14 protein-coding genes, 5 tRNA genes and 1 pseudogene are annotated in these 21,377 nt (G+C 59.0%); 1 reads left to right on the top strand and 19 read right to left on the bottom strand.

Features of this window, described 5'->3' with window-relative positions:
- Positions 1-5: 5 nt before the first annotated feature.
- From ISF28_RS21950 to ISF28_RS22000, 11 genes and pseudogenes are all read right to left on the bottom strand, one after another.
- Entirely contained in the window at positions 6-458 is a 453-nt protein-coding gene (locus ISF28_RS21950) for a pilus assembly FimT family protein (RefSeq protein WP_198119312.1), read from the bottom strand.
- A gap of 2 nt (positions 459-460) precedes the next feature.
- Entirely contained in the window at positions 461-832 is a 372-nt protein-coding gene (locus tag ISF28_RS21955; RefSeq protein WP_198119313.1) for a type II secretion system protein, read from the bottom strand.
- A 1-nt stretch (position 833) separates the two neighbouring features.
- Entirely contained in the window at positions 834-1,307 is a 474-nt protein-coding gene (locus ISF28_RS21960) for a prepilin-type N-terminal cleavage/methylation domain-containing protein (RefSeq protein ID WP_229519280.1), read from the bottom strand.
- Positions 1,308-1,318: 11 nt separating this feature from the next.
- Positions 1,319-3,598 (bottom strand): secretin GspD/PilQ domain-containing protein, encoded by a 2,280-nt coding sequence (locus tag ISF28_RS21965; RefSeq protein WP_198119315.1) that lies wholly within the window; start codon positions 3,596-3,598, stop codon positions 1,319-1,321.
- Positions 3,599-3,606: 8 nt separating this feature from the next.
- Positions 3,607-4,128 carry a hypothetical protein gene (locus tag ISF28_RS21970; protein WP_198119316.1) on the bottom strand — a complete coding sequence of 174 codons (522 nt, stop codon included), beginning with the start codon at positions 4,126-4,128 and terminating at the stop codon, positions 3,607-3,609.
- Positions 4,121-4,654 carry a hypothetical protein gene (locus ISF28_RS21975; protein ID WP_198119317.1) on the bottom strand — a complete coding sequence of 178 codons (534 nt, stop codon included), beginning with the start codon at positions 4,652-4,654 and terminating at the stop codon, positions 4,121-4,123. Before ISF28_RS21975 ends, ISF28_RS21970 begins: the two co-directional genes overlap by 8 nt.
- A 38-nt stretch (positions 4,655-4,692) precedes the next feature.
- Positions 4,693-5,145: pseudogene (locus ISF28_RS31265) on the bottom strand (RHS repeat-associated core domain-containing protein); the annotation flags it as partial.
- A 57-nt stretch (positions 5,146-5,202) separates the two neighbouring features.
- A complete protein-coding gene (locus tag ISF28_RS21985) occupies positions 5,203-5,499 on the bottom strand; it encodes a DUF7716 domain-containing protein (protein ID WP_198119319.1) in 297 nt (98 codons plus the stop codon).
- 9 nt (positions 5,500-5,508) lie between these two features.
- Complete coding sequence (locus tag ISF28_RS21990) at positions 5,509-6,048, bottom strand: HNH endonuclease (protein WP_198119320.1); 540 nt, start codon at positions 6,046-6,048, stop codon at positions 5,509-5,511.
- Between the two features lie 84 nt (positions 6,049-6,132).
- The gene (locus ISF28_RS21995) at positions 6,133-6,840 is read right to left on the bottom strand and encodes a hypothetical protein (RefSeq protein ID WP_198119321.1); all 708 of its coding nucleotides are present in this window, start codon (positions 6,838-6,840) and stop codon (positions 6,133-6,135) included.
- 12 nt (positions 6,841-6,852) lie between these two features.
- Entirely contained in the window at positions 6,853-16,650 is a 9,798-nt protein-coding gene (locus ISF28_RS22000) for an RHS repeat-associated core domain-containing protein (protein ID WP_198119322.1), read from the bottom strand.
- A 363-nt stretch (positions 16,651-17,013) separates the two neighbouring features.
- On the opposite strand from ISF28_RS22000, the gene ISF28_RS22005 reads away from it, so the two are divergent.
- On the top strand, positions 17,014-17,166 hold the full coding sequence (locus ISF28_RS22005) for a hypothetical protein (protein WP_198119323.1): 153 nt from the start codon (positions 17,014-17,016) through the stop codon (positions 17,164-17,166).
- A gap of 413 nt (positions 17,167-17,579) precedes the next feature.
- Here ISF28_RS22005 and ISF28_RS22010 read toward each other — a convergent pair.
- The 8 genes from ISF28_RS22010 to acpS form a co-directional block, all read right to left on the bottom strand.
- Positions 17,580-17,653: transfer RNA gene (locus tag ISF28_RS22010), tRNA-Cys, on the bottom strand.
- Positions 17,654-17,729: 76 nt separating this feature from the next.
- Positions 17,730-17,805: transfer RNA gene (locus ISF28_RS22015), tRNA-Gly, on the bottom strand.
- A 36-nt stretch (positions 17,806-17,841) separates the two neighbouring features.
- Positions 17,842-17,917: transfer RNA gene (locus ISF28_RS22020), tRNA-Gly, on the bottom strand.
- A 42-nt stretch (positions 17,918-17,959) separates the two neighbouring features.
- Positions 17,960-18,035: transfer RNA gene (locus ISF28_RS22025), tRNA-Gly, on the bottom strand.
- 78 nt (positions 18,036-18,113) lie between these two features.
- Positions 18,114-18,189: transfer RNA gene (locus tag ISF28_RS22030), tRNA-Gly, on the bottom strand.
- Positions 18,190-18,269: 80 nt separating this feature from the next.
- Positions 18,270-18,854 carry a CDP-diacylglycerol--glycerol-3-phosphate 3-phosphatidyltransferase gene (gene pgsA / locus ISF28_RS22035; protein ID WP_198119324.1) on the bottom strand — a complete coding sequence of 195 codons (585 nt, stop codon included), beginning with the start codon at positions 18,852-18,854 and terminating at the stop codon, positions 18,270-18,272.
- 109 nt (positions 18,855-18,963) lie between these two features.
- Entirely contained in the window at positions 18,964-20,832 is a 1,869-nt protein-coding gene (gene uvrC, locus ISF28_RS22040) for an excinuclease ABC subunit UvrC (protein ID WP_198119419.1), read from the bottom strand.
- A 149-nt stretch (positions 20,833-20,981) separates the two neighbouring features.
- Complete coding sequence (gene acpS, locus ISF28_RS22045) at positions 20,982-21,377, bottom strand: holo-ACP synthase (protein ID WP_198119325.1); 396 nt, start codon at positions 21,375-21,377, stop codon at positions 20,982-20,984.

Genomic DNA, 21,377 nt, shown 5'->3' on the forward strand with positions numbered 1-21,377 from the left:
CGTTGTTACCTCGGTTGATAAACGAATTTCCAGTCGCTGTAATGCTTCGCGCCCGTGAACGCGGCCAGCGCGTCCGGAAAACCCGCCTGTTTGAGCGGGACGGCATTCGAATTCGGTTGGACGCCGATGATCCGTCCCTCTTCATTGCGAATGGCAATCCAGGCATCGCCAGACATTGGATCGGTATAGAGCCTGCGCAAAGGCCGCGTCGGGCGCACCAGCCGGCTGTCGTACAGCAGATCCTTCAGCTCCTGCGGATAACTCTTGCCAGTCCCCGGCGAGCTCTCGTAATAGATCCGTATCGCTTCGCGGTAGGCCAGGCCCCGCCACAGCGTTTCCGCCTCCTTGTCGCGGCGCTCCCGCGTCAGCGTGTTCTCCAGTGCCCGCACTGCCGTAATCGACAGCACCGCCACGAGGAACATGACGATCACGTAACTGAAGCCTTGCTCGCGACGCACGGCTACCAATCCTTGAGCCACGTGCCGTCACGTCCGGTATTCGGGGCGCCGCTGCGCACGTCGGCGACTGCACCCATCGAAGGATCCGGCGGCGGTATGGCGACCCAGCTGTGCGCGCTCTGCGTGAACGGGTCGACCGGCACCTTGCGCAGGTAATGCTGCGTGACCAGGTCGTCGAGCGCGTCCGGATACTTGTTGCGGTCCGCATAAAACTTGTCGATCGCGTCGCGCAGCACGTACAAATCCTCGCGCAACACATCTTCCTTTGCCTTGTCCAGGTTACCGAAGTAGCGGGGCGCCGCCATTGCGACCAGGAAGCCTAGAATGGCCAGGGTCACCAGCAATTCGATCATCGTGAATCCGCGCCGGCGCATGTCACCACTCCCGGTACGGCTGGCCGTTCAAGCCGGTGAGTGGTGAATTCGAATACACGTCGAATACGTCGACGCCTTCGCGCGGCGCTTCGGGTGGAGAATCGAAGCTGCGCTTGCCCCACGTATCCTCGGGCGCCACGGACAAATCCGGTACGAACGGATCGCGCGGAATCCGCCGCAGAAAATACAACCTTGCGCCATTCTTGTTGGCCTGGTCCTGAACGCCGACGACGAGGTCCGACAGCGTCGGCGGATAGCCGGAGTCGTCGGGCTTCAACGCGATATGTCCGCTCGCGGCCGCCGCCTTGTAAGCGTCGATGGCGCCGCGAATGTCGCGCAGCGCCTGGCGCAGTTGCCGCTCCTTGTCGCGCCGCACAGTCGTTTCGATGACAGGCACCGCAACGGTCGCCATCACCGCGAGAATGGCCGCGGCGGCAAGCAGCTCGATCAGGCTGAAACCGGCGGTGCGGCGCAAAGGATGGCACTTCAATTGGTCACCGTGATCACGTGCGCGAGAGGCAGCGCCGGACTGCCGATTGCCTTTTGCGCCCCGACGGGCGTCATCGAGATCACCGAGACCGACGCATCCAGGGCCGGCCGCAGAGGCTTCAGGGTCAACGCCAGCACGCGGCCCGGCCCTTTCGCAGGGGCGTCGTTCTGCGCTTTCACACCGACAGATGCGCGACCGCTCGCGCCGTCGATGGACTTACTGAAGACCGATTTGTTGTCCTTGCCAAAATAGCCGGCGTCGTTCAGCGCGACCAGTTCAAATACGGCCGGATCGTAGGCGACCTGCAGCGATGCGGCGCGCAAGGCATCGGCGCTGTCCATCGCCAGGATCAGTTGAACAGGCTCGCCAACCTTCGCCGTCGACGGCGCTTCCCATCGCAGTTGCGGGGCGTTCGCCGCAGTCGCCGACGCAAGCGGGGCCAGCACGGCACTGGGCGCCATACCCTGCGCCTCCGCCCCGCGCTCCGTCGTGACGGTACGCAGTTGCAGCGGTCGATCGCGCAGGCTTGCCTCGGTACCGGACCAGAACGATTCCGCGGCCGGACTCTGACGCTGGATATTGCGAATCAGGTGGGGCGTAATCGAGAGCACGATCTCGTTCTTTTGCCGCGAGTCGTTCTGGCTGCCGAACAAGCGGCCGAGTACGGGCAATTCGCCGATCAACGGAATGCGATTGGCGGAACGGCGATCCTCGTCGCTGATCAGGCCCGCCAGAATCTGCGTCTCCCCGTCGCGCAGCCGTAGCGCGCTACTGAAATTCCGGGTGCCGATCTGGTAAGCCTGCGAGCCATTATTCGTCTTGACGGCAGACACCAGCGAACTGACCTCCAGCGACAGCTTCAATCCGACTTCGTCGCGCAGATGGATTTCCGGCTCCACTTCCAGTTTGAGGCCGACGTCGAGATACTGGATGTTCTCCGTGACGAACGAGTTCGTGCTCGTTGTCGTCACGACCGGCACCTTGTCGCCGATGAGGATCTTGGCCTTCTCGCGGTCACGCACGCGGATGCGCGGATTGGCCAACAGATTCGCGTCCCCGTCCGTTTTCTGCAGATTGATCGTCGCGCTGGGCGCCGTGATGCCGATGCTATCCGAAGTCAACGCCTTCAGGTCGCTCAGCTTCATCGTCGCCGTCGTCGTACCGTTCGTCGGCGTCGACGTGGTGCCGCCCAGCGGCGCCACGGTCAACTGGCTGCTCCATTGGATGCCGGCATTGAGCAGGCGCGAACGGTTGATTTCCAGGACCTCGACTTCGAGCATGACCTCGGGTTCGTCGAGGTCATGCAAGCGGATGAGCTTTTCGGCTAGACCGATCGCTTCCGGACTTTCGCGCAGCACCAGCATATTGTATTTGTCGTCGACGAAGATATCCTTCAGCTTCAACACCGTCTTGAGCATGTTGGCGGCCTGCTTGGCCTCGACGTTCGACAGATAAAAAGCGCGCACTACAAGATCCTGATATTCGCGCCGTTTCTCCGGGGTGCTTGGATATATCAGCACACTGCTCGAATTGAGAACCTTCTTTTCCAACTGGCCGGTAGACAGGATCACATCGATCGCATCGTCCAGCGATGTCTGCTTGAGAAAAACCGTCGTACGCTGGTCAGGATGTACATCACGGTCGAAGATGAAATTGATGCCCGTCGTGCGCGACAAAGCGTCGAACACGAGCTTGATGCTGGTATCGCGAAACTCGAGATTGATCGGCTTCCTGTACACCTGGCTCAGGCTCGGCGGCGTGATCGTCTGTTTTGCCTGGACTGCGTCGAGCTCACGGCGAACGGCCAGCGCGCCGGCATGGCCGGGAGCACGCTTCAAGGCACGCGCAATCAATTCCGCAGCCTGCGCCATCTCGCCCTGCTTCAGCGCGGCGAGCGCCTCCTTGGCGTCAGCATCCGCGAGTCCCAGCTCGCGCAATTTTTCCTGTCCCTCCAATGCGCGCTCATTTGCCGGATCGTAGCTCAGGATAGTAGCGTAACGTTGGGCGGCCTTGGCACGGTCGCCGGTCGCCAACGCGTCCTGCGCCTCGGCCATCAGCGTATCCGTCGAAGTTTCGCGGGCACGCAGTGCGTCGCGGCGATATTCGTGGTCGTCCGGCGCCAGCTTCGATGCTTGCGCCAGTTCGGAGACGGCCGTCGGATAATCGCGTTTGCCGAGCGCTTCGATACCGGTCCGGTGATGCATTTGTGCGGCGCAGCCGCCCAGCGCTCCAGCCGCCAATATCAACCCGCTCCAACGATATAACATGTTCGTCATGAATGCCCTTACTGAGCCGGGATCGGCAGCGCCTGCCTAATCCCCGACTGAACCGACTCGAATTCGATCATGCTGTCGTTGATGGCTACGACCTTGTAGCTCCCCTCCAGCACATCGTTCTGATGAGCGAGCAACACTTCCTCGCCACGACCCAGATAAATGATCCGGTTGCCGCCGTCCTGCATTTGTCCAAGGAAGCGGTAAGGGAGCGGCGGCGGCGCTTCCTGTGCGGGCGCAGTTTGCACCAGTTCCGCCGACTGGACGACGCGGGCGCTTTCGACCACCGGCGGCGGCGAGGTCTCCCACACCCGCAGACCGAACGGGTTTTCGTCGCTCGCGATCCAGACGGGACGAGATTGCTCTTTCGATGCCGGCGCCGCGACCAGCTTGATTACCGGGCTCGGCCCCGGCCGGACCGTTGCCGGTATCCGGGATTCAACCGGCCCATCGACGGGATAGAACATGGCGACCAGCGTCGCCGCCAGTGCGGACAACAGCACGGTCCATCTAAGCTTCGCGTGCTTATCCATGATCTTTTTTGCTGAAGAACGCGCAAAATTCGAGTTCGCATCCAAGGACCGGTGCGGCGGCGTCGGTCCGGCTGCAGCGAATATTGTCCAGAGCGGCGTTCGGAATCTCCGACGACACGACAGCGAGGAACTTGCGGATTTCGCTGTAGCCGACCTTTGTCTTGAGCGTGATCCGGTATTTCAGATATGGCGTGCGATCTGCATTGTCGAGGGAGTAGGCAACCTCCTCCAGGGGCACATGCAAGTCATCGGCAATGTTGTTGAAGCTTTTGACGATCTCCGCACTTTGCAGTTGCGGGAGTGCGATCACGGCAACGTCTGCGCGTTCGGACTGCGGTGCTCCCGGCCTTCTATGCAGCAGCGCCTTCTTTTCGTCTGCCAAGTGACTGACTTGCCGTTGGATGCCGCCCCATGCCGCCAGAACGGCGATCAACATCGCCAGGCATGCGGCTGTTCCCACCAACTGCACCGGGTAGGCCTCGTAGGCGCGCCTGAGGTAGAAACGGCAGAAAAGGGAGAGGTACATCGGAGACCGCCGTGGCGATAATTATTGCGATCATGAAATTATATGGAGCTGGCCCTCACATATTCTCTCTGAATGTAACGATGTCGATAAATGTCTGTACCACGGAGGGCGTTGTTGCACAAATCCGCCCCTGCAGCGGCCAAGCCGGGCCACGGGTAAGCTGACGGGATGAGTGCACCAACCTGAGGGTCTGTCGTTTTGCCATTTGGTTCAGAACTAAAAATAACGTCGACGCCCGCGCCGGTACCCCGCATGCTGCCGGACAAGCGACGCGCTGACGTATTCGACTCGTCCCTACATTTTTTCTCCTGAGCTTCGCTACCCGAACACGCGGTAAACCCACTCAAATCCGTCAAGTTCGTAGGATTGTTCAGAACACAACTATAGCGATTGTAGCTCTGACCATTCGTCGGATCCTGTACAAGAGGATCACCGCTCAGGAACCTGCCGACCACAGGGTCATACACCCGGCCATTCATATGCACCAGGCCAAGTCTTCTTCTTCGATTGTCAACGGCCGAAGAGACACCCCATCAACTATTCCAATGTTATTCTGAATGATAGACCCATTTAGGATAGGCATCATTTTCAGCGTAATACATCAGCAATGCCCTCTGCTCATCTACTGACGGCTGACGATCACCAAAAACTTCAAGCACGTCGTTAGCAACGCTCACCTCCAAGAAATAATCCAAGCCATTGTTTGTCACTTCTACAGGCACACGAAATTCAAAATCTAATAAACCAACATCTGCCTCGGATTCGAGTGTCCATGGTTTACGCGCAAAGATAACTTTGTCATCGCTTAAAGATTTGACGTTATCAAGAGCATCTTGAAGTTTCACTTTTATCTCCTAAAAGTCAGCGCCCCATAGCCTGAAGCCACCTACTTGATCCGGCTGCAATATCGACTGCCATGCTCCACCTTGGTGCTGCGCTCGAGGAATCAGCTGCATGACCCCAGGCTGATCCGGAACATGATGCCAACTCCAACCGGCTGGGCTTCTATCCATTCGGTCGATTTTAATGCCAAGGTCGTCTATTGATTTCGCAAATGCGGCGTCACTTTGCATTGTCGCAATGAGTGCCTTGTTAGCACTTGAGAAATGAGATGCCCTAGTGCCTGCTCCTAATTTCTCGATCGTAGTCTCAAATGCGACGGAATAAACAACGGATTTTTCAGCTTCCCTCCCGAGAGCGCCAATGCCACGAGCTTCTTTACCCAAGGGCCCAAGGAATTCGCTTCCTAGAGCCATTGCCGCAGCACCATAATTACCTTCTCCTGCAAGCCTTCCGACTTCAGGGAACGAAGAACCAGGCAGGAGATTGATGCCAAAATCTACAATGTTACTAAAATAACGCCCGACCATCTCTGCGGGAGTCTCCGTCCACATCACGCTTCGGTTCGCGCCAGTATATCCGTCGTTGAATTGTCGGAAGATTCCACCATTTGGTGCAGTGTTTACCGAATCAAACCATTAGCTAAGTACGCCTATTCTTGCTAGAGCCTCGGCATCACGTAATACTTGATTATAAAGTGGCTTGTCCAGCTGCGGCGCAACAAGCAGGACTTCGTTGACGTTCTCATCAATCGTAGTGCTCAACACGGCCTTACTGTAGTCGGACAAAGGTAACGCCGCTATTTCTCCGCGCAAATCTGAACCAGAAAGACCTGAGATTATGAACTGGCAATTTATGTCTCGGCGGATCAGGCTTAATGGAACAGCTCCATTACGAATTGAAAAATCATCGAATTGGGCTTGAGAAATATCTAACGCCCATTGGACCCTACTATAAAACTCCTTAGATCTTTTCTCATGTGATGATCGAATAGCAGCACTCGGCCTCGACTCAGGAATGCCGTGTAACATAAGCCGCTGGATTTCCCCTTCAAGCACGACTTGATCGAAAAGGGTGCCCCAACAAATTAACATATCGCCAGAAAGATTATGTACTTGAGTAGATCGAATTTCCGCAGGCCCGAGGATACACTTCGAGACTTTGCAGTTAAGAAGCTGCATATCCTTAACAGAATCACGCTTCTGAGCCAGGGGAACGTTGTTGTATCCAAAACTACAGTTTTCAAATACGCAGTCTTGGATGGATATCCCAGAAATGTCGTATTTTCCAAACATTCGACGTCCGAGTCGAAAGAATTTTTTACCACGAATTAATGTGGTTTCCATAACCGTTCCATATCAAAATTGAAAACCTGCTGGGCGCTCATATTCGATTAAGCGCAAGGTGCCTGAGTAGCCTCGCTGAAAGTGCTGAGCTCCCCAGGTTGTCTCTTTTGTCGTAATGTCGTAGACGCCCTGTCCGTACTTCGAGACAAAATCAGGAGTCTTAGCAAATGGCTTGCTACTATAGTCGAGAAGACGTCCAAACACCGGACTGTTATTTACTCGTTCTGCAACTGCTCGCTCAACAGCCTTCCCAAAATTTGGCGCAAGTGGTCCGCGTGCAAGTTCCTTGGGCGACAAAAAACTCCGCGCGTACGCAGCATCTTCTGCAAATTCCACGACAACCTGGTTTGTATATCTCTGCAATGCCCAGCCCTCGACCCTATTTAGCGCGACACCTCCTAATCCCTTTACATAGCTTACGACAGCTCCGGCTTCACCTAGCGTGAAAGCATTCATCACTGCATATCCGGTACCTAACCCTACGTACCCTAGTGACTTACCGTAATCGCCATTCGACCGGGCTTGTTCTGCTAAGTCACCGTATCCGCCGTCTAAGAAATCCTTTAGTGACGCGCCTAAATGCTTAAATCCATTTGTTCCAGTATTGTTTGCCGAGCCGCTATATTGTGCCCCACCTGCTTTGCCATTTACAGTCGGGGTGCCCTGAGGGTCGGTCGTTTTGCCATTTGGTTCAGAACTGAATATAATTTCAACCCCCGCGCCGGTACCCCTGATGCTGCCGGACAAGCGGCGCGCTGACGTATTCGACTCGTCCCTACATTTTTTCTCCTGAGCTTCGCTACCCGAACACGCGGTAAACCCACTCGGATCCGTCAAGTTCGTAGGATTGTTCAGAACATAACTATAGCGATTGTAGCTCTGACCATTCGTCGGATCCTGTACAAGAGGATCGCCGCTCAGGAACCTGCCGACCACAGGGTCATACACCCGGCCATTCATATGCACCAGGCCAAGTTGATCCAGCATTTCGTGGCCGGTGAAACCGCGGTCGTCCGTCATCTTGGTCGTATCGCCGGTGCGTCGCTTGCCCCATGGGTCATAGCTCAGCTTATCCGCGCCGGCCAATGCTCCGGTTGCGTCGGTCTGACCGATGACGCTGCCGAGCCGGTCGACATGCGTCCAGTGCAGTTCCGACGTCGTCGAGCCAGGCTTGTCGATCTCGACGCCGATACCGTTCGGCCAGTAGGTCTTGACCGTCGTGCCGCTTGCGTTGGACTCGACCTCCTGCGCGCCGGCGTAAATGACGATCGTGCCATCTCCGCGCACTTGGCGCAACCGCTGGTGTTCCGTGCCATAAGTAAAGACCGCTCGTGCGCCATCCGTACATTGTGCATTGGTACCACCTTGCGTAATGACCGATGGCATGTCAAAACTGGTCCAGCACACGCGACGTCCGTTACCGCTGGCCAGGTTGCCGTTCATGTCATACGCAAAGGTGCCGCTGATACCGCCCACCGTTTGCACGGCATGTGGTCGTACGCCGCCGCCCGCAACAGGGTAGGTATAAGTCGCAGAGCCCTTGGCCGAAATATTGCCGGTTCCGTCGTATTGATAGACGAGCTGCTGCCCGTTCAGCGTGCTGGTTTTAAGGCGATTCAGGTCGTCATAGGTAAAATCTTCCATGAACCCGGTATCGCTCCAGTACTGCGAACGATGGCCGACGCTGCCGACGAGATCATATGAATAACCCTCGGTCAGGAGGGCATTGATACCCTGCTTCAAGGTGCTGTTGGCCAGTCGTCCGGTGTACGGATTGAAATCGCGAGTCTGCGTCAGGCCGTTACCCAGCGTAGCACTTAATACCTGCTGTGCAGCGTCCTGGCTGTCTGCACGCCATAGCTCCAGGTTGCCGCGCAACACCGCCGCCAGATAACCCATTCCATTGTATTTAAGGTCATAACCTTTTACGCCGGACGTCCCGCGTTGATACTCCTGGCGAGACAGTCGTCCGGCGCTGTCATAGCCCATCTGCGCGGTGTAGGTAACACCGTTGATCTTTTGTGTTACCAGAGACGGGCGCCCATACAGATCGTACGTGTGCGTGCGCTGATAGTCAGGTACCGAAGGCGTGCCCGTATATGCCTGTGCGAGCTGACCGACGCCTTTGGTCGCGGTGTCATAAACCCAGTGGCTTTCGAGGTCTGTCTCATAGCGGGCCGTCATACGGCCGTCCAGATCGTAGACGAAGGCCGTAAATTTACTGGCAGTGCGCTGGTTCGGCGAAATCTGCGCGTAAGTCAGACCGATCGGATCGACTTTGTATTGGATAAAGCCGAGATCAGGATCGCGCAACTCGATCTTGCGCCCCAAGCGGTCGTAGGCCATCAAAGTCGAATTCCCGCCAGGGTCGGTCGCTTTCGCCAGGCCACCGAACGGTTCATACCCGAACGATGTGGTCCCACCGATGGCGTCCACGACTTTCACGAGCTGATCTGCCACATTCCGTGTTTCAGTACGCGACTGCCCAAGCAGGTTTTTGAGTGCCCGGTTCACGCCCAGATACGAGGTCGTTGCGGAATGCAGCGTCCCTTGTTCATCCGGCGAGGACACGCTGACCACCCTGCCGAAGTTATCGTACTGCTGGTAGGTCTCGATATAAACCGATCCCTGGTCGTAACGCGGCTTATAGGAATAAGCAAGCCGGCCCTGACTGTCATACGTCCGTTCAGTCAAAATAGCTCGCCCATCGAAACCCCAGGTCTTGAGCAGCACAGGATGAGCTTCGCTGTCGGTATAGACAATCGAAGGCACAGCGATGCGCGTACTGCCCAGATACGTATCGGTAATCGTTGCGGCGGTAGCGGTACCGGCACAGTCGCCCCTGCACTGCTTGGTGGTCGTCCGGACCTGGATACCGTCTGGGCGCGTCTCGGCCGTGACTCGGCCGAACGCGTCGATCGTCCATGTCGTCGTCAGCTGGTTCGGATCGGTCTGGCTGAGCCGTGCGCCCGTACCCGCATCGAATTCGAATATGGTCGTATGCAGCAGAGCATCTTTCGACGTAGTAACGTAGCGCCCCTTCACATCCCAGAGGGTCGTCGTGGTGCGGCTCTTGTTGGTCACGCAGCCAGGCTCCGGCCAGGCGACCTCCGCGCAAGCCGGATTGACCCAGGTGTCGGTCTGGGTTTCGACTAAACCGAAACTGTTGCGACCGTAAACCGTACTGACTTGCAGAGTCGAATTCGGCTCGGTCTTTTGGGTCGCCATCAGACCGGTGCTCTGGTCATAGGTCGAGGTTATCGTCCTGGTGACGCTTTGCCCCGTCGTATTGTCGCTCTTTGTCGTGGCAACCGATAAGGGGTGGCCGATCAGCCAGCTCGAGGACAGATTTTCATAACCGGTGTTGATCTGGGTTGTCAGCGTCTGAACGCCGTCTGCGAGGGTATTGGTCTGTGCAGTCAGGTTACCCCAGCCGTCGCCATAGGTCAGCGTCGTCGTACTGGTACCAAGCGCCCGGCATGTGCCATCGGAGCCAAGATCCTTGCGTGTCACGGTGCTCGTTTTGACGTAAGGGAAAACCGAAGCGCCCGGAGAAGACGCTGCAATATTCGCAAGTTGCAGCTGGTTCACCGTACTCGACACCACGCACCCCTGTGCGGCCACGTCAACACGGGACACCATCCCGGTAAAGGGCCAGGCCTGCGCATACGAGGTCGTCGTGGTAATGCCATTGTTCTGATCCGTCACGACGACTTGACCAAAACCCAACGAACCGCGCCCAGCAACGTCAATTGCGCTGTTCCTGTATTGATAACTCTTGGTCATCACCGTATTTCCACCGACAGTCTGGTTCAGGTAAGAAACGACCTTGCCAGCCGGACGATTCGGCTGCTGCGGATAGACGAGCGCCGTGTTGGTTGATGCAGCAACGATATTGTTTGCAATACCGTCGTCGTAACGAACGGTTTCGACCGCACCGATACCATTATCGACTTCGACGATGCGATCGAGTGCTTCCCCGTCGTGTGCAACGTCCTTGGGCGCGAAGACTTCCCACTTCCCGTTTTCAGTCCAGACGCCATTCACGAAGGAGCCGGCGTGATAAAGCACGAGCTGAGTGCGGCCCGTACCCAGCAAATCCATATAAAGGAGCTTGTCGTACCCGGTCGTGGGAGCCTGCACGCCAAGCCATGGCACGCAAACGATGTTGGCATCGTTCGTACCGCCCGTCGTGTCATCGCCCATCAGTCGGCACATTTCGAGATTCCCGCTCAAGGCCGGCGAATCGTTCGATGGATAAGTCAACGTGCCGACCAGTAGCGAAGGCATGCCGTCGCCGACAAAATTCCCAGAGTTCAAAATTTTGCGGTATGCGGCGCCGCTGTATTTTTTCCTTACACGGCAATCGAGCGCCCGCCCAGTCGACAGGCATACCGTGAAGTCCGCTTTGCTATATCCGCTCAGCAGATTATTTGTGTACACGAGCTCCAGGAAGCCATATGCCAGGTCGTTATAACCCGAGCCATTGAAATCGCTGTAGACGCTTGTGCCATCCTGCAATGTATCGAACGTATATGGCGGCAAAACTTTGGGGAACTCGGTTGGACTGCTTGCAGTCGGGTCAGGCGGCACCGGATAAGCAGGATAAGCATAACTTGCCATCGGCCCCGGATTCGTTCCGTCCAGTAAAACATACGACCTGATGCTGACGATCGGTGTTGCGTTCTCGAACTGCGGATTGAACAGGGGCTTGTCGCCGTCATACGTGTACTTCACGTAGCGGAACTTCGACCAGGCGACGTCATATGGCTTGCCGGTACCCGCAAAGTCGACGGCCATGGCCAGGCTCGAATAATTGTGAGGCGCATAGTCGTTCGAACCATCGTCTGCCTTCGGATTGGCGACGGACGATGGTGCCGGCACATTACCGCAGGTATTTTGAACACATAGTTTGGCTTGGGTGGTGACGCCGGAAATATGGCCGTAATGTGCAGAACGGCCGTCGCCCACGACGTCGACCACGAACACCGGCTGGGTCGTCAGGTTGGCGCCCTGGGCAGGCAGCGACGTACAGTTGAATACGATCGGGTCGACGAACGCGGCAGGGCTCGTGAGCGGCGACGTACAGATCCTTGCGCCGTTCGACGTCGCGACCAGCAGATCGGGCAAGCCATCACCATTGAAATCGCCGACGTCCTGTACGGCGAATGGCTCATTGGTACTGATTTGGTAATTGAATACCTGGAAGCCAGTACCGGTGTTCCGGAAATACCGATATTGGCTCCGCAGGGTTCCCGCGGCAATCGGGTTGTTACCGTTCGGCGGCGTTTCGCCGGCGGGCGCAGCCGGTCCCGCAACGCGCTTTTCCAACGCATCCCCTCGCCCATCGCGGTCGAAGTCGATGAAGCTGAAGAATTCCGGATGCAAGGCCGCGTATGGGCTGGACAGGTGCGTCGTCAGGATCGGCGCGTTTGCCCAATAGCCCTTCGATTCGAAGCCGACGGTCTTCGCCGGGTCTGGTTGCCCCCAACGGAATGACGTCGGTGGCAGCACATCCGTTGCCCGCCCATTCGAACCCTGCAGTTGGACACTGGACAAGAGGCTGCGGCCGCTGGTCGCGCTCTTCTGGTATTTCAGAATGTAGTCGCGTACGACGACGGTGTTGGTCGTGTCGACGACGGTGCCGTCCGCGCCGGCAAACGTGCCGTCGAGGTTGGCGCCGACGTAGGTTCTGATATGGCTGATCCGTTTGCGCAGGTCATCGCGTGTTTCATCGACGTAGCGCGTCCATGCATCATCGCGAGCTTCGTACTGGAACTGTACCGCGGCATGCGACGCGAGGCCGGAACCGCCATACCGGATGGCCGACACATGGTGCTCGCCGGTCGTCTGATCCTGCTCGTAACTGAACTGGATGAAGTTTCCTTTGCGATCAACAATCGTGGCCACAGCCCACGCACGGGCGCCGTCCTTGGCCGCAGGTTGCGGCGCAGTCAGACCGCTGTTGACCGTCCCAATGATCGGCTGCACCGCGGCGCTCCCAGTGCCATACGTCGCAATCCGGCCATCCTTGTACTCGACCTTGAACGTCCGGTTCGGCCACGTTCCCTGGGCGGTAATGCGCGCCATGTTATTCAGTTCAGTACGGAACTCGGCGCCATCTGCCCAATAGCTGGCGTCGGCAGCAGGAGCACTGCCAGCCGACACCAGGATGAGTCGTTGACCGTCCAGGCACAAGCGGTCGCTCTTCGCAAACGCAACCCGACCGTTTACGCCATCCTGAGCGATGGTTTTACCGCAGCGATGGATATTCGACAGACCGTTCAGCGTCCAGCCAACGCCAACTACGCCATTCGTTCCGGCGCTACTGTAGTCGAGGCTCAGCTGCGGCTGCATCCCCGCTGTTCCCGGCGGTACAACCAGCGCCAAGTGATACACCGCATTACCACGCGCATCCACCGACAATTCGCCCGGCAGCGTTCCAGCGGTTGGATTGCTCGTATGTGGAAGAACGATCTGGGAAAGATTTCCTCCAGGGCCGGTGCCGGTGCTGCTCACCGTGACCGTCACAGCGGGCGATTGCGCCAATTGAGCTCCAGCAGCATCGTATGCAATCGCAGTGAGCGAGACCGAACCTGCTGCGGTCGGCGTCCAGCTCGCAATCCAAGTCGATCCTGACGCCGTGCCGGTTGCGACGACGGCGCCATTGGCCAGGAACTTCACCGATTGCGCGGTACCGCTGAAAGTCGCGGCCAAGCTTTGCGCAGTTCCCAGGGTCAGAGAAGCGCCGTTGCTCGGACTCGTCAACGAAATCGCCGAACCTCCAACCACCGTGAAGCTGTTCTGCACACTGAGCACCGTCGTATTACCCTGACGCACCCTCGCATACACGGTGTACGGCGTCGCGCTGACAGCCAGGCCGCTCACCGATGCCGAGTACGCGCCCGCCGTCCCATCCGGTTGGCCCACGACCCACTTGCCGTCGACATAGAAACCGATTTCGTCGAAGGCGGCGCTGGTATTCGTCTGCATCCGCACGAACACGGGATTCGGGTACGAGACCCTGTCGCCATTCTGCGGCGTCGTCAGCGCGACACGCAGCGCGCCGGGCATCGTGCAGCCGTTGTCGGGGCACGGCAGCGACACGTTCTGGCTGTGATCCGCAGTCTCCGCCCAGACATAGAGCGACCGGCCGGCGTACTGAGCGAGGTACGGGCTCAGATCCACGACGAAATGGTGCGCCGCACCGGGCGTCGAGCACGACGATTGGACCGATGCGTTATCAGGCTCCGTCGCGACATTGGCCGTGCCGGTCGTCAGCGGAAAACCGCCGGCGTCCGGACTCGGCGCATCGAGAAGAACTTTGTAATTCAATGCCGTCGCATTACCCGGCTGGCAGACCCAGCCGAACAATTCCAGGTTGCTGGCCGCGTTCGTCCGCACGCCGGACGTCGTGCCCAACAAGGCACTGTTGGTCACGTTGACGACGACCGGTTTCGAATCCGTCGCCACGTTATTACTGTCGGTGCTGCGCACCTTGAACAGATAGGCTCCCGCCGGCACGGTCACGGACGGCGTCCACGTCGCCGCGGTTGTCGACAGCGTGGTCGAGGCCACTGGTGTCATGTTGGAAAAATCGGCGCTGTACGTTCCCTGGAACAGCTCGAGCTTGCGCAGGCTCGTGCCTGCATATGCCGTCGAACCGGCCGTGAAATTGATCGCGACAGTCTGCGTTCCCGCGACCCGCACGTTCGTCGGCGTGGCAGTCAACGTCGCGGACGGGCCGGCACCGGTCGTTACGCTGACCACTTGATTGGTCGTCGCATCGCCGAACCAACTCAGGAATTCAGCGACCATCTTCCATTGCATGTTGTATGAACCCGCCGTGGGCGGTGCGGTGACGGGAATCGTGAACGCGACAATCTGGCCAGTCGTCACCGTGCCGCTCAGGTAAGCCCGGGATGTTACGTTCCAGTTCCGGTTGTCCTGCGGATTCTGCGTACCGAGCCTGACCGGATTGGCGCCGCTGGGCGACCACGTTGTAGTGCCGGAATTGAGCATCTGGACGGTGATCGTGTAAGGCTGCCCGGCACGCATTGTCGACGGGCTCGATTGCGATATGAACGTCGCGCCGAGGCCCGGCGTCGCGGTCAGGACGGTGACGGTGACCGCCTGGCTTACGCCCTGCTTGCCGGCCGAATTCGTGGCACGCAACGTCAGCGTATGTGTACCAGGTGCGAGGTTGACCGATGCGGCAAAGCTTGTAGTGGCGCCGGCCGACTTGATGACGGTGCCGTTATCGAGCAGATCGAGCGCGGTAATCGAGGAGCCGCCGACAGCGGTCGCCGTACCGGCCACGGACACGGCTGCCGTTCCTCCCGACGGGGCGGCCGTCTTGGTCCCACTCGTCGGCGACGTAATCGCTGCGGTCGGCGAATTGCCGACGACGGTCACGCTGATCGAACTGCGCGTCGAGACCGCACCATAGCTGTCCGTCGCCTCGACGGCAAGCGTGTGCATTCCCTCGGCCAACGAGACCGAGGTACTCATCGTGCTCGCCGCCACCGTCTGCGTAAGGACACCGTCGGCGTACAGGCGCAGACTGCTGATCGCGGCGCCGCTCGTTGACGTTGCCGATGCGGATACCGGCACGCTCACCGTGGTTCCCGAGGTCAGGTTGAAACTCGCACCGTTCGAGGGCGACGAGATCGATGCGGTCGGCGGTGAGGACGTCACCGTGACCGTACGCGTAATGGTTGCGGTCGTGCCGCGGCTGTCCGTCGCCTTCAACTGGATGGTATGGCTACCGATGGACAACGCCTTGCTTGCGCTGATACTGCTCGTTCCGGTCGCGAATGCCGTGCCCGCTTCGATCAGTTCCAACTTGCTCATCGTCGCGCCGCCGGACGCCGTTGCCGAACCGGCAAACTGGACCGTTGCCGATGAGCCACTGGCCGCCACGGAGATGTTGGATGCGGGCTGCGTAAACGTGGGGACCGGGGGCGGATACGTGACCGTGACCGTCACAGCCGGCGAATAATCACCGAACCAGGTGTAGCCTTCCGAGAGCATGCGCCACTGGAACGTAAACGTGCCGGCCTGCGTCGGCGTCACGTTAAATGAGAAAGTACGCTGCTCACCTTGGGAGGTGTCGCTTCCCACACCGACGCGGTTGATTCCAAAATTCGAGTTATTCTCCGGGCTTTGCGAGCCCAGGCGATATGGATTTGTGCCACCTGCCAACCAGGTGGAGGTTCCGCTGTTTTTAAAGATCAACCATACGGGATAACTCTGTCCGACGATCATCGATGTGGGAATCGCCGATTGTTGAAGGTAAGTGGCGCCCTCGACCGGCGCCGCCACATTGACCGTGATCGGATAAGTCAACGAATTGCCGCTGGCGCCGTTGTAGGTTTCGGCATAAACGTAGAGAGAATGGCTACCTGGTGACAAGTTGGTCGCAAGGAAGATCGTGCGCGGATTATTGGTCACGACCTCCGTTCTCGGGTCCACATCAGGCGTGTACGAGGTGCTTGCCAGAACCGTGCTGCCCTCGTGAAGCTCGACCAGGACGACCTCGTCCATTGAAGACACGGCGGCAACCGTCCCGCCAATGTTGGCTCGAAATGTTCCGCTGGAATCGGCCGTCGCAGTGGCCGGCGGGCCGGATATGTTCGAGAACGTGACACCGCCGCTGGTTTGTGCGAATGCCAGCTGGGCGGAAGCGCCCAGCACCGCAAACAAAATTGGAATACCCAATCGCTTCAGGACTTGGCCGAATGCCCGGACCAAGAACAGAAAGATCAAAGCGAATATGGAAAGGCCCGCAGTGCCAGCTTTGATTGTCATAACCATCGCCCGATAGAATTGAATCGAACCCGCGCGCGTATGCGCAAATCATGTCGAAGGAAGACATGTCCGGGAGCGATTGTGGTCGAGATTGTTGCCAAGAAAACTATCTAATAGTCACACTCGGCAATATTTTTTTGGGAACGTGGAAGCATGTAACAAAACCGCAACGTCAAGAGTTAATTCGCGGGATTTGAGGAGTCCGAATTTTCTTGGCAATTCGGCCGGAATTACCCCGATTGGATGACAAAAAGGTGCAAATTATGGACTTCTCCCGCTCCGGTAAACATTTCTGACCTGTGATCGGACTTACCCAAATCCGGTATACATTTCTGGCCCATGATTTGAGCATAGGAGAAATGAATGAGTACCCAGCGTTACACACCGAAATTCAAGGAAGAGCAATTAAGCAGGTGGTCGAGCGTGGCCATCCCATTCCAGAGGTCGCGGCCGATTGGAGGTATCGGCACGCTGTTTGTCCAAGTGAGTCAAGGCAGTGATGCCAACGAAGGATGAAAAGCAAAGTGCCGAACTAATCGAAGCAATCCGGCATTCCAATTCGGCCGGCCGTGGCGTCTACGGAGCGAACCGCGTTTTGGCGATCTGCGAGAAGCCGACGAGACATGCGGTCGCAATCGTGCGACGCGGCCCAGGTCAATCGGATCAAGACGATGCGCGCCTAAAATGCGCCCAGGAGGATTGCTGGATGGCCTTCGATTATTGCTCCCGATCGGCTGGATCCAAAACTTACCGTCGACGCGAAATCAATGCGGCCAAAATTGCCGCTTGACACTTAGAAGGACGTCGACGGCAGTCAGTACGGAACCGAAACTGGCGCCCGTTGCTCTTCAGGTAAGAGGAAGATTTCCTAGTACGCCGAGTCAACTGCTGACATAAACCACCGCCGAAGCGCTGATCTACAAGTATGCTGGAGGCGAGGATGGGAGTCGAACCCATCTACACGGCTTTGCAGGCCGCTGCATAACCGCTTTGCTACCTCGCCGGAGGAAGACTTTGACGATGCCGTCGCGACCGGTTATTTGTCGCAGCGACACGAGAAGGCTGGCTTCTCTTGCAACTGGAGCGGGAGAAGAGTCTCGAACTCTCGACCTCAACCTTGGCAAGGTTGCGCTCTACCAACTGAGCTACTCCCGCATGGAGTTCATCACTTTTTATACTGCCGTAAAACACTGGAGCGGGAGAAGAGTCTCGAACTCTCGACCTCAACCTTGGCAAGGTTGCGCTCTACCAACTGAGCTACTCCCGCACGGAGTCTTACGTTTGTTGCCCCAGCCTCATCTGCGATGAGTGGAGCGGGAGAAGAGTCTCGAACTCTCGACCTCAACCTTGGCAAGGTTGCGCTCTACCAACTGAGCTACTCCCGCGTCGCTGGAACTTGCGATTATCTCAGATTTTTTACTGCTTTCCAAGACAACCTTTTCGTTACGACCACCTGCAAACACTGGAGCGGGAGAAGAGTCTCGAACTCTCGACCTCAACCTTGGCAAGGTTGCGCTCTACCAACTGAGCTACTCCCGCTTCGTTTGCCGCGATGTCTTCGCAACAGGCAGGCATTATAGAGATGCTGAGCTATGTGTCAAGGATGACCTGGCAGAAACTTATACGGCACCCGACTTTTCCTTGATCAGCGGCCAGGCGCGGCGCAGGTAATAGAACATCGACCAGACCGTCAGCACGCCCGCGATCCACAGCAGGATCTCGCCGCAGCGGTGGATGTCGAGCCCGCCGCCGAACAGCGGGTCGTGGAACAGCAGCAGGGGAATGGCGACCATCTGGGCGGCCGTCTTGATCTTGCCGAGCGAGCTCACCGCGACGGACTTGCGCGCGCCGATCTCGGCCATCCATTCGCGCAGCGCCGAGATCGTGATCTCGCGGCCGATGATGATGAACGCGATGACGGCGTTCACGCGGTCCAGTTGCACGAGCACGAGCAGCGCGCCGGCCACCATCAGCTTGTCCGCGACCGGGTCGAGGAAGGCGCCGAAGGCCGACGTCTCGTTCCAGCGCCGCGCCAGGTAACCGTCGAACCAGTCGGTGATCGCGGCCACGATGAAGACGAGCGTGGAGGCCAGGTTGCGGTCGGCCAGGTGCAGCCAGTGTTCGGGGAGGTAGTAGACGCCGACGACCAGCGGGATGAGTGCGACGCGTAGCCAGGTCAGGAGAATCGGGATATTGAAAGGCATGGGTGGGGCTGATCGGTGCTCGGCTTGTTGAGTTGCATGCGCGCTAGTCTACATGGCTCTCGCCGTTAAAACCAGTTGGGGCAGAACCGGGCCGGGCCCGGTTCCGCGCCTAGTGAAGCTGGCGGTAGATCTCTTCCGCCAGCGTGCTCGAGATGCCTTCCACCGACATCAGGTCTTCCACGCTCGCGTCGATCACGCCTTTCAGGCCGCCGAAGCGCGCCAGCAGCTTCTGGCGGCGCTTGGCGCCGATGCCCTCGATCTCTTCCAGGCGCGACGCCTGGCGCGTCTTGGCGCGTTTGGCGCGCATGCCCGTGATGGCGAAGCGGTGCGCCTCGTCGCGGATCATCGCCACCAGCATCAGCGCGGCCGATTCCTTGCCCAGTTCCTGCGGCGCCCGGCCGTCGGCGAAGATCAGCGTCTCCAGGCCGACCCTGCGACCCTCCCCTTTCGCCACGCCGACGATATTGCCGATGTCGAGGCCCAGCTCCGTAAACACCTGGCGCGCCATCTCGACCTGCCCGCGGCCGCCGTCGATCAGGGCGATGTCCGGCATCACGCCCTCGCCGTTCGCCACTTTTTCGTAGCGGCGCGTGAGCACCTGGCGCATGGCGGCGTAGTCGTCGCCCGGCGTGATGCCCGCGATGTTGTAGCGCCGGTATTCGCCGTTCTGCATCTGGTGGTGGTGGAACACGACGCACGACGCCTGCGTCGCCTCGCCGGCCGTGTGGCTGATGTCGAAGCATTCGATGCGAAGCGACTCCAGATCCTCGTTGTCGACGCCGAGCACCTCCGCCAGCGCGCGCGTGCGCGATTGCTGCGAGCCCTGTTCCGACAGCAGCCGGGCCAGCGAGATCTCGGCGCCCTTCTGCGCCAGTTCCAGCCACTGGCGGCGCTGGCCCTGCGGCTGGAACACGAGGTTGATGCGGTGGCCGCACTGCTCCGTCAGCGCCATCATCAGCTCGGGCTGGTCGAACTCGATGTTCAGGATGATCGTGCCCGGCACGAACTTGTCGCCGTAGTGCTGCGCCATGAACGCCGCCAGGACTTCCACCTCAATGGGGCATTCATCCATCGCATCGCCGACCTGGGTCGGGAAGTAGGCGCGGTCGCCCAGGTGGCGGCCGCCGCGCACCATCGCCAGGTTGACGCACGCGCGCCCGCCCTGCACGACGACGGCGATGACATCGACGTCGGCGTCGCCCGTCGTCTCCATGCTCTGCTGGTGCAGCACGCGCGACAGCGCCTGGATCTGGTTGCGTACGCTCGCCGCCTGCTCGAACTTCAGGTCCTCGGCGTAGGCGAGCATCTTTTTCTCGAGTTCTTCCAGCACCTCGGTCTGGCGGCCGCGCAGGAATTTCGCGGCGTTGTCGACGTCGCGCCGGTAGTCCTCGTGCGAGACCAGGTCGACGCACGGGCCGCTGCAACGGCCGATCTGGTGCAGCAGGCAGGGCCGCGTGCGATTGGCGAAGACGCTGTCCTCGCAGGTGCGCAGCATGAATACCTTCTGCAGCAGCTGCATGGATTCCTTCACGGCCCACGCGCTGGGGAACGGCCCGAAGTACTGGTTCTTCTTGTCCAGCGCGCCGCGATAATAGGCCATGCGGGGGAAGTCGCCGCCCGTCAGCTTCAGGTACGGGTACGACTTATCGTCGCGGAACAGGATGTTGTAGCGCGGCTTGAGGCTCTTGATCAGGTTGTTTTCCAGGATCAGGGCCTCGGCCTCGCTGTGCGTCACCGTCGTTTCCAGGCGCGCGATCTGCGCCACCATCATCGCGATGCGCGGGCTCGCCAACGTCTTCTGGAAGTAGCTCGACACGCGCTTCTTGAGGTTGCGCGCCTTGCCGACGTACAAGACCTTGTCCTCGGCGTCGAAATAGCGATACACGCCCGGCAGGTCGGGCAGCCTGGCCACCGTCGCCAGGACTTGTTCGCGCGCCGCCTCGCTGGGGCGCACGGGGGATTCCGCATCCTTCGTCATCGTCGCGATCAATTCCTCTTTCATGGCTTGCCACGCGTCCGGACGGGCGCGCGGCGCTTTCGCCGGGGCCGGCAGCGTCTTGCGCCGTCGGGGTACTGCCACTTCATTTGTCACTTCCGCTACACCTGCCAGGCAGCGGACGACAACGACTACGGGTCCTGGGTGACGATGACGAACGCGACGCCGTAGTCGGCTTCGTCGCTGATCGTCACCTGGGCCGTGAGCCGGTGCGTCCGCATGAATTCTTCCAGCGCCCCGCTGCATACGATGATCGGCCTGCCGCTCGGGGCGTTGAGCATCTGGGCCGAGCGCCACGTCATGGGCATGCGCATGCCCAGACCGATGGCTTTCGAGAACGCCTCCTTGGCCGAGAACCGCGTGGCCAGGAAGCGCAGCCCGCGCACGTCGTTCTTGGCGCGGCGGGCATGGTATTTGACGAGTTCCTCGGGACCGAGGATTTTTTCCGCGAAGCGTGCGCCGCTGCGCTTGAGGGCCGCCTCGACGCGCGAGATCTGGACGATGTCCGTGCCGATCCCGTAAATCAT

The sequence above is a fragment of the Massilia rhizosphaerae genome (assembly GCF_016093545.1).
Lineage (GTDB): Bacteria > Pseudomonadota > Gammaproteobacteria > Burkholderiales > Burkholderiaceae_D > Telluria > Telluria rhizosphaerae.

Coding starts and splice junctions, on each gene's coding strand:
- ISF28_RS21955 (WP_198119313.1), bottom strand. CDS start 832: ATGCGCCGGCGCGGATTCACGATGATCGAATTGCTGGTGACCCTGGCC.
- ISF28_RS21965 (WP_198119315.1), bottom strand. CDS start 3,598: ATGACGAACATGTTATATCGTTGGAGCGGGTTGATATTGGCGGCTGGA.
- ISF28_RS21970 (WP_198119316.1), bottom strand. CDS start 4,128: ATGGATAAGCACGCGAAGCTTAGATGGACCGTGCTGTTGTCCGCACTG.
- ISF28_RS21975 (WP_198119317.1), bottom strand. CDS start 4,654: ATGTACCTCTCCCTTTTCTGCCGTTTCTACCTCAGGCGCGCCTACGAG.
- ISF28_RS21990 (WP_198119320.1), bottom strand. CDS start 6,048: ATGTGGACGGAGACTCCCGCAGAGATGGTCGGGCGTTATTTTAGTAAC.
- ISF28_RS21995 (WP_198119321.1), bottom strand. CDS start 6,840: ATGGAAACCACATTAATTCGTGGTAAAAAATTCTTTCGACTCGGACGT.
- ISF28_RS22000 (WP_198119322.1), bottom strand. CDS start 16,650: ATGACAATCAAAGCTGGCACTGCGGGCCTTTCCATATTCGCTTTGATC.
- ISF28_RS22005 (WP_198119323.1), top strand. CDS start 17,014: ATGAGTACCCAGCGTTACACACCGAAATTCAAGGAAGAGCAATTAAGC.
- pgsA (WP_198119324.1), bottom strand. CDS start 18,854: ATGCCTTTCAATATCCCGATTCTCCTGACCTGGCTACGCGTCGCACTC.
- uvrC (WP_198119419.1), bottom strand. CDS start 20,832: ATGACGAAGGATGCGGAATCCCCCGTGCGCCCCAGCGAGGCGGCGCGC.
- acpS (WP_198119325.1), bottom strand. CDS start 21,377: ATGATTTACGGGATCGGCACGGACATCGTCCAGATCTCGCGCGTCGAG.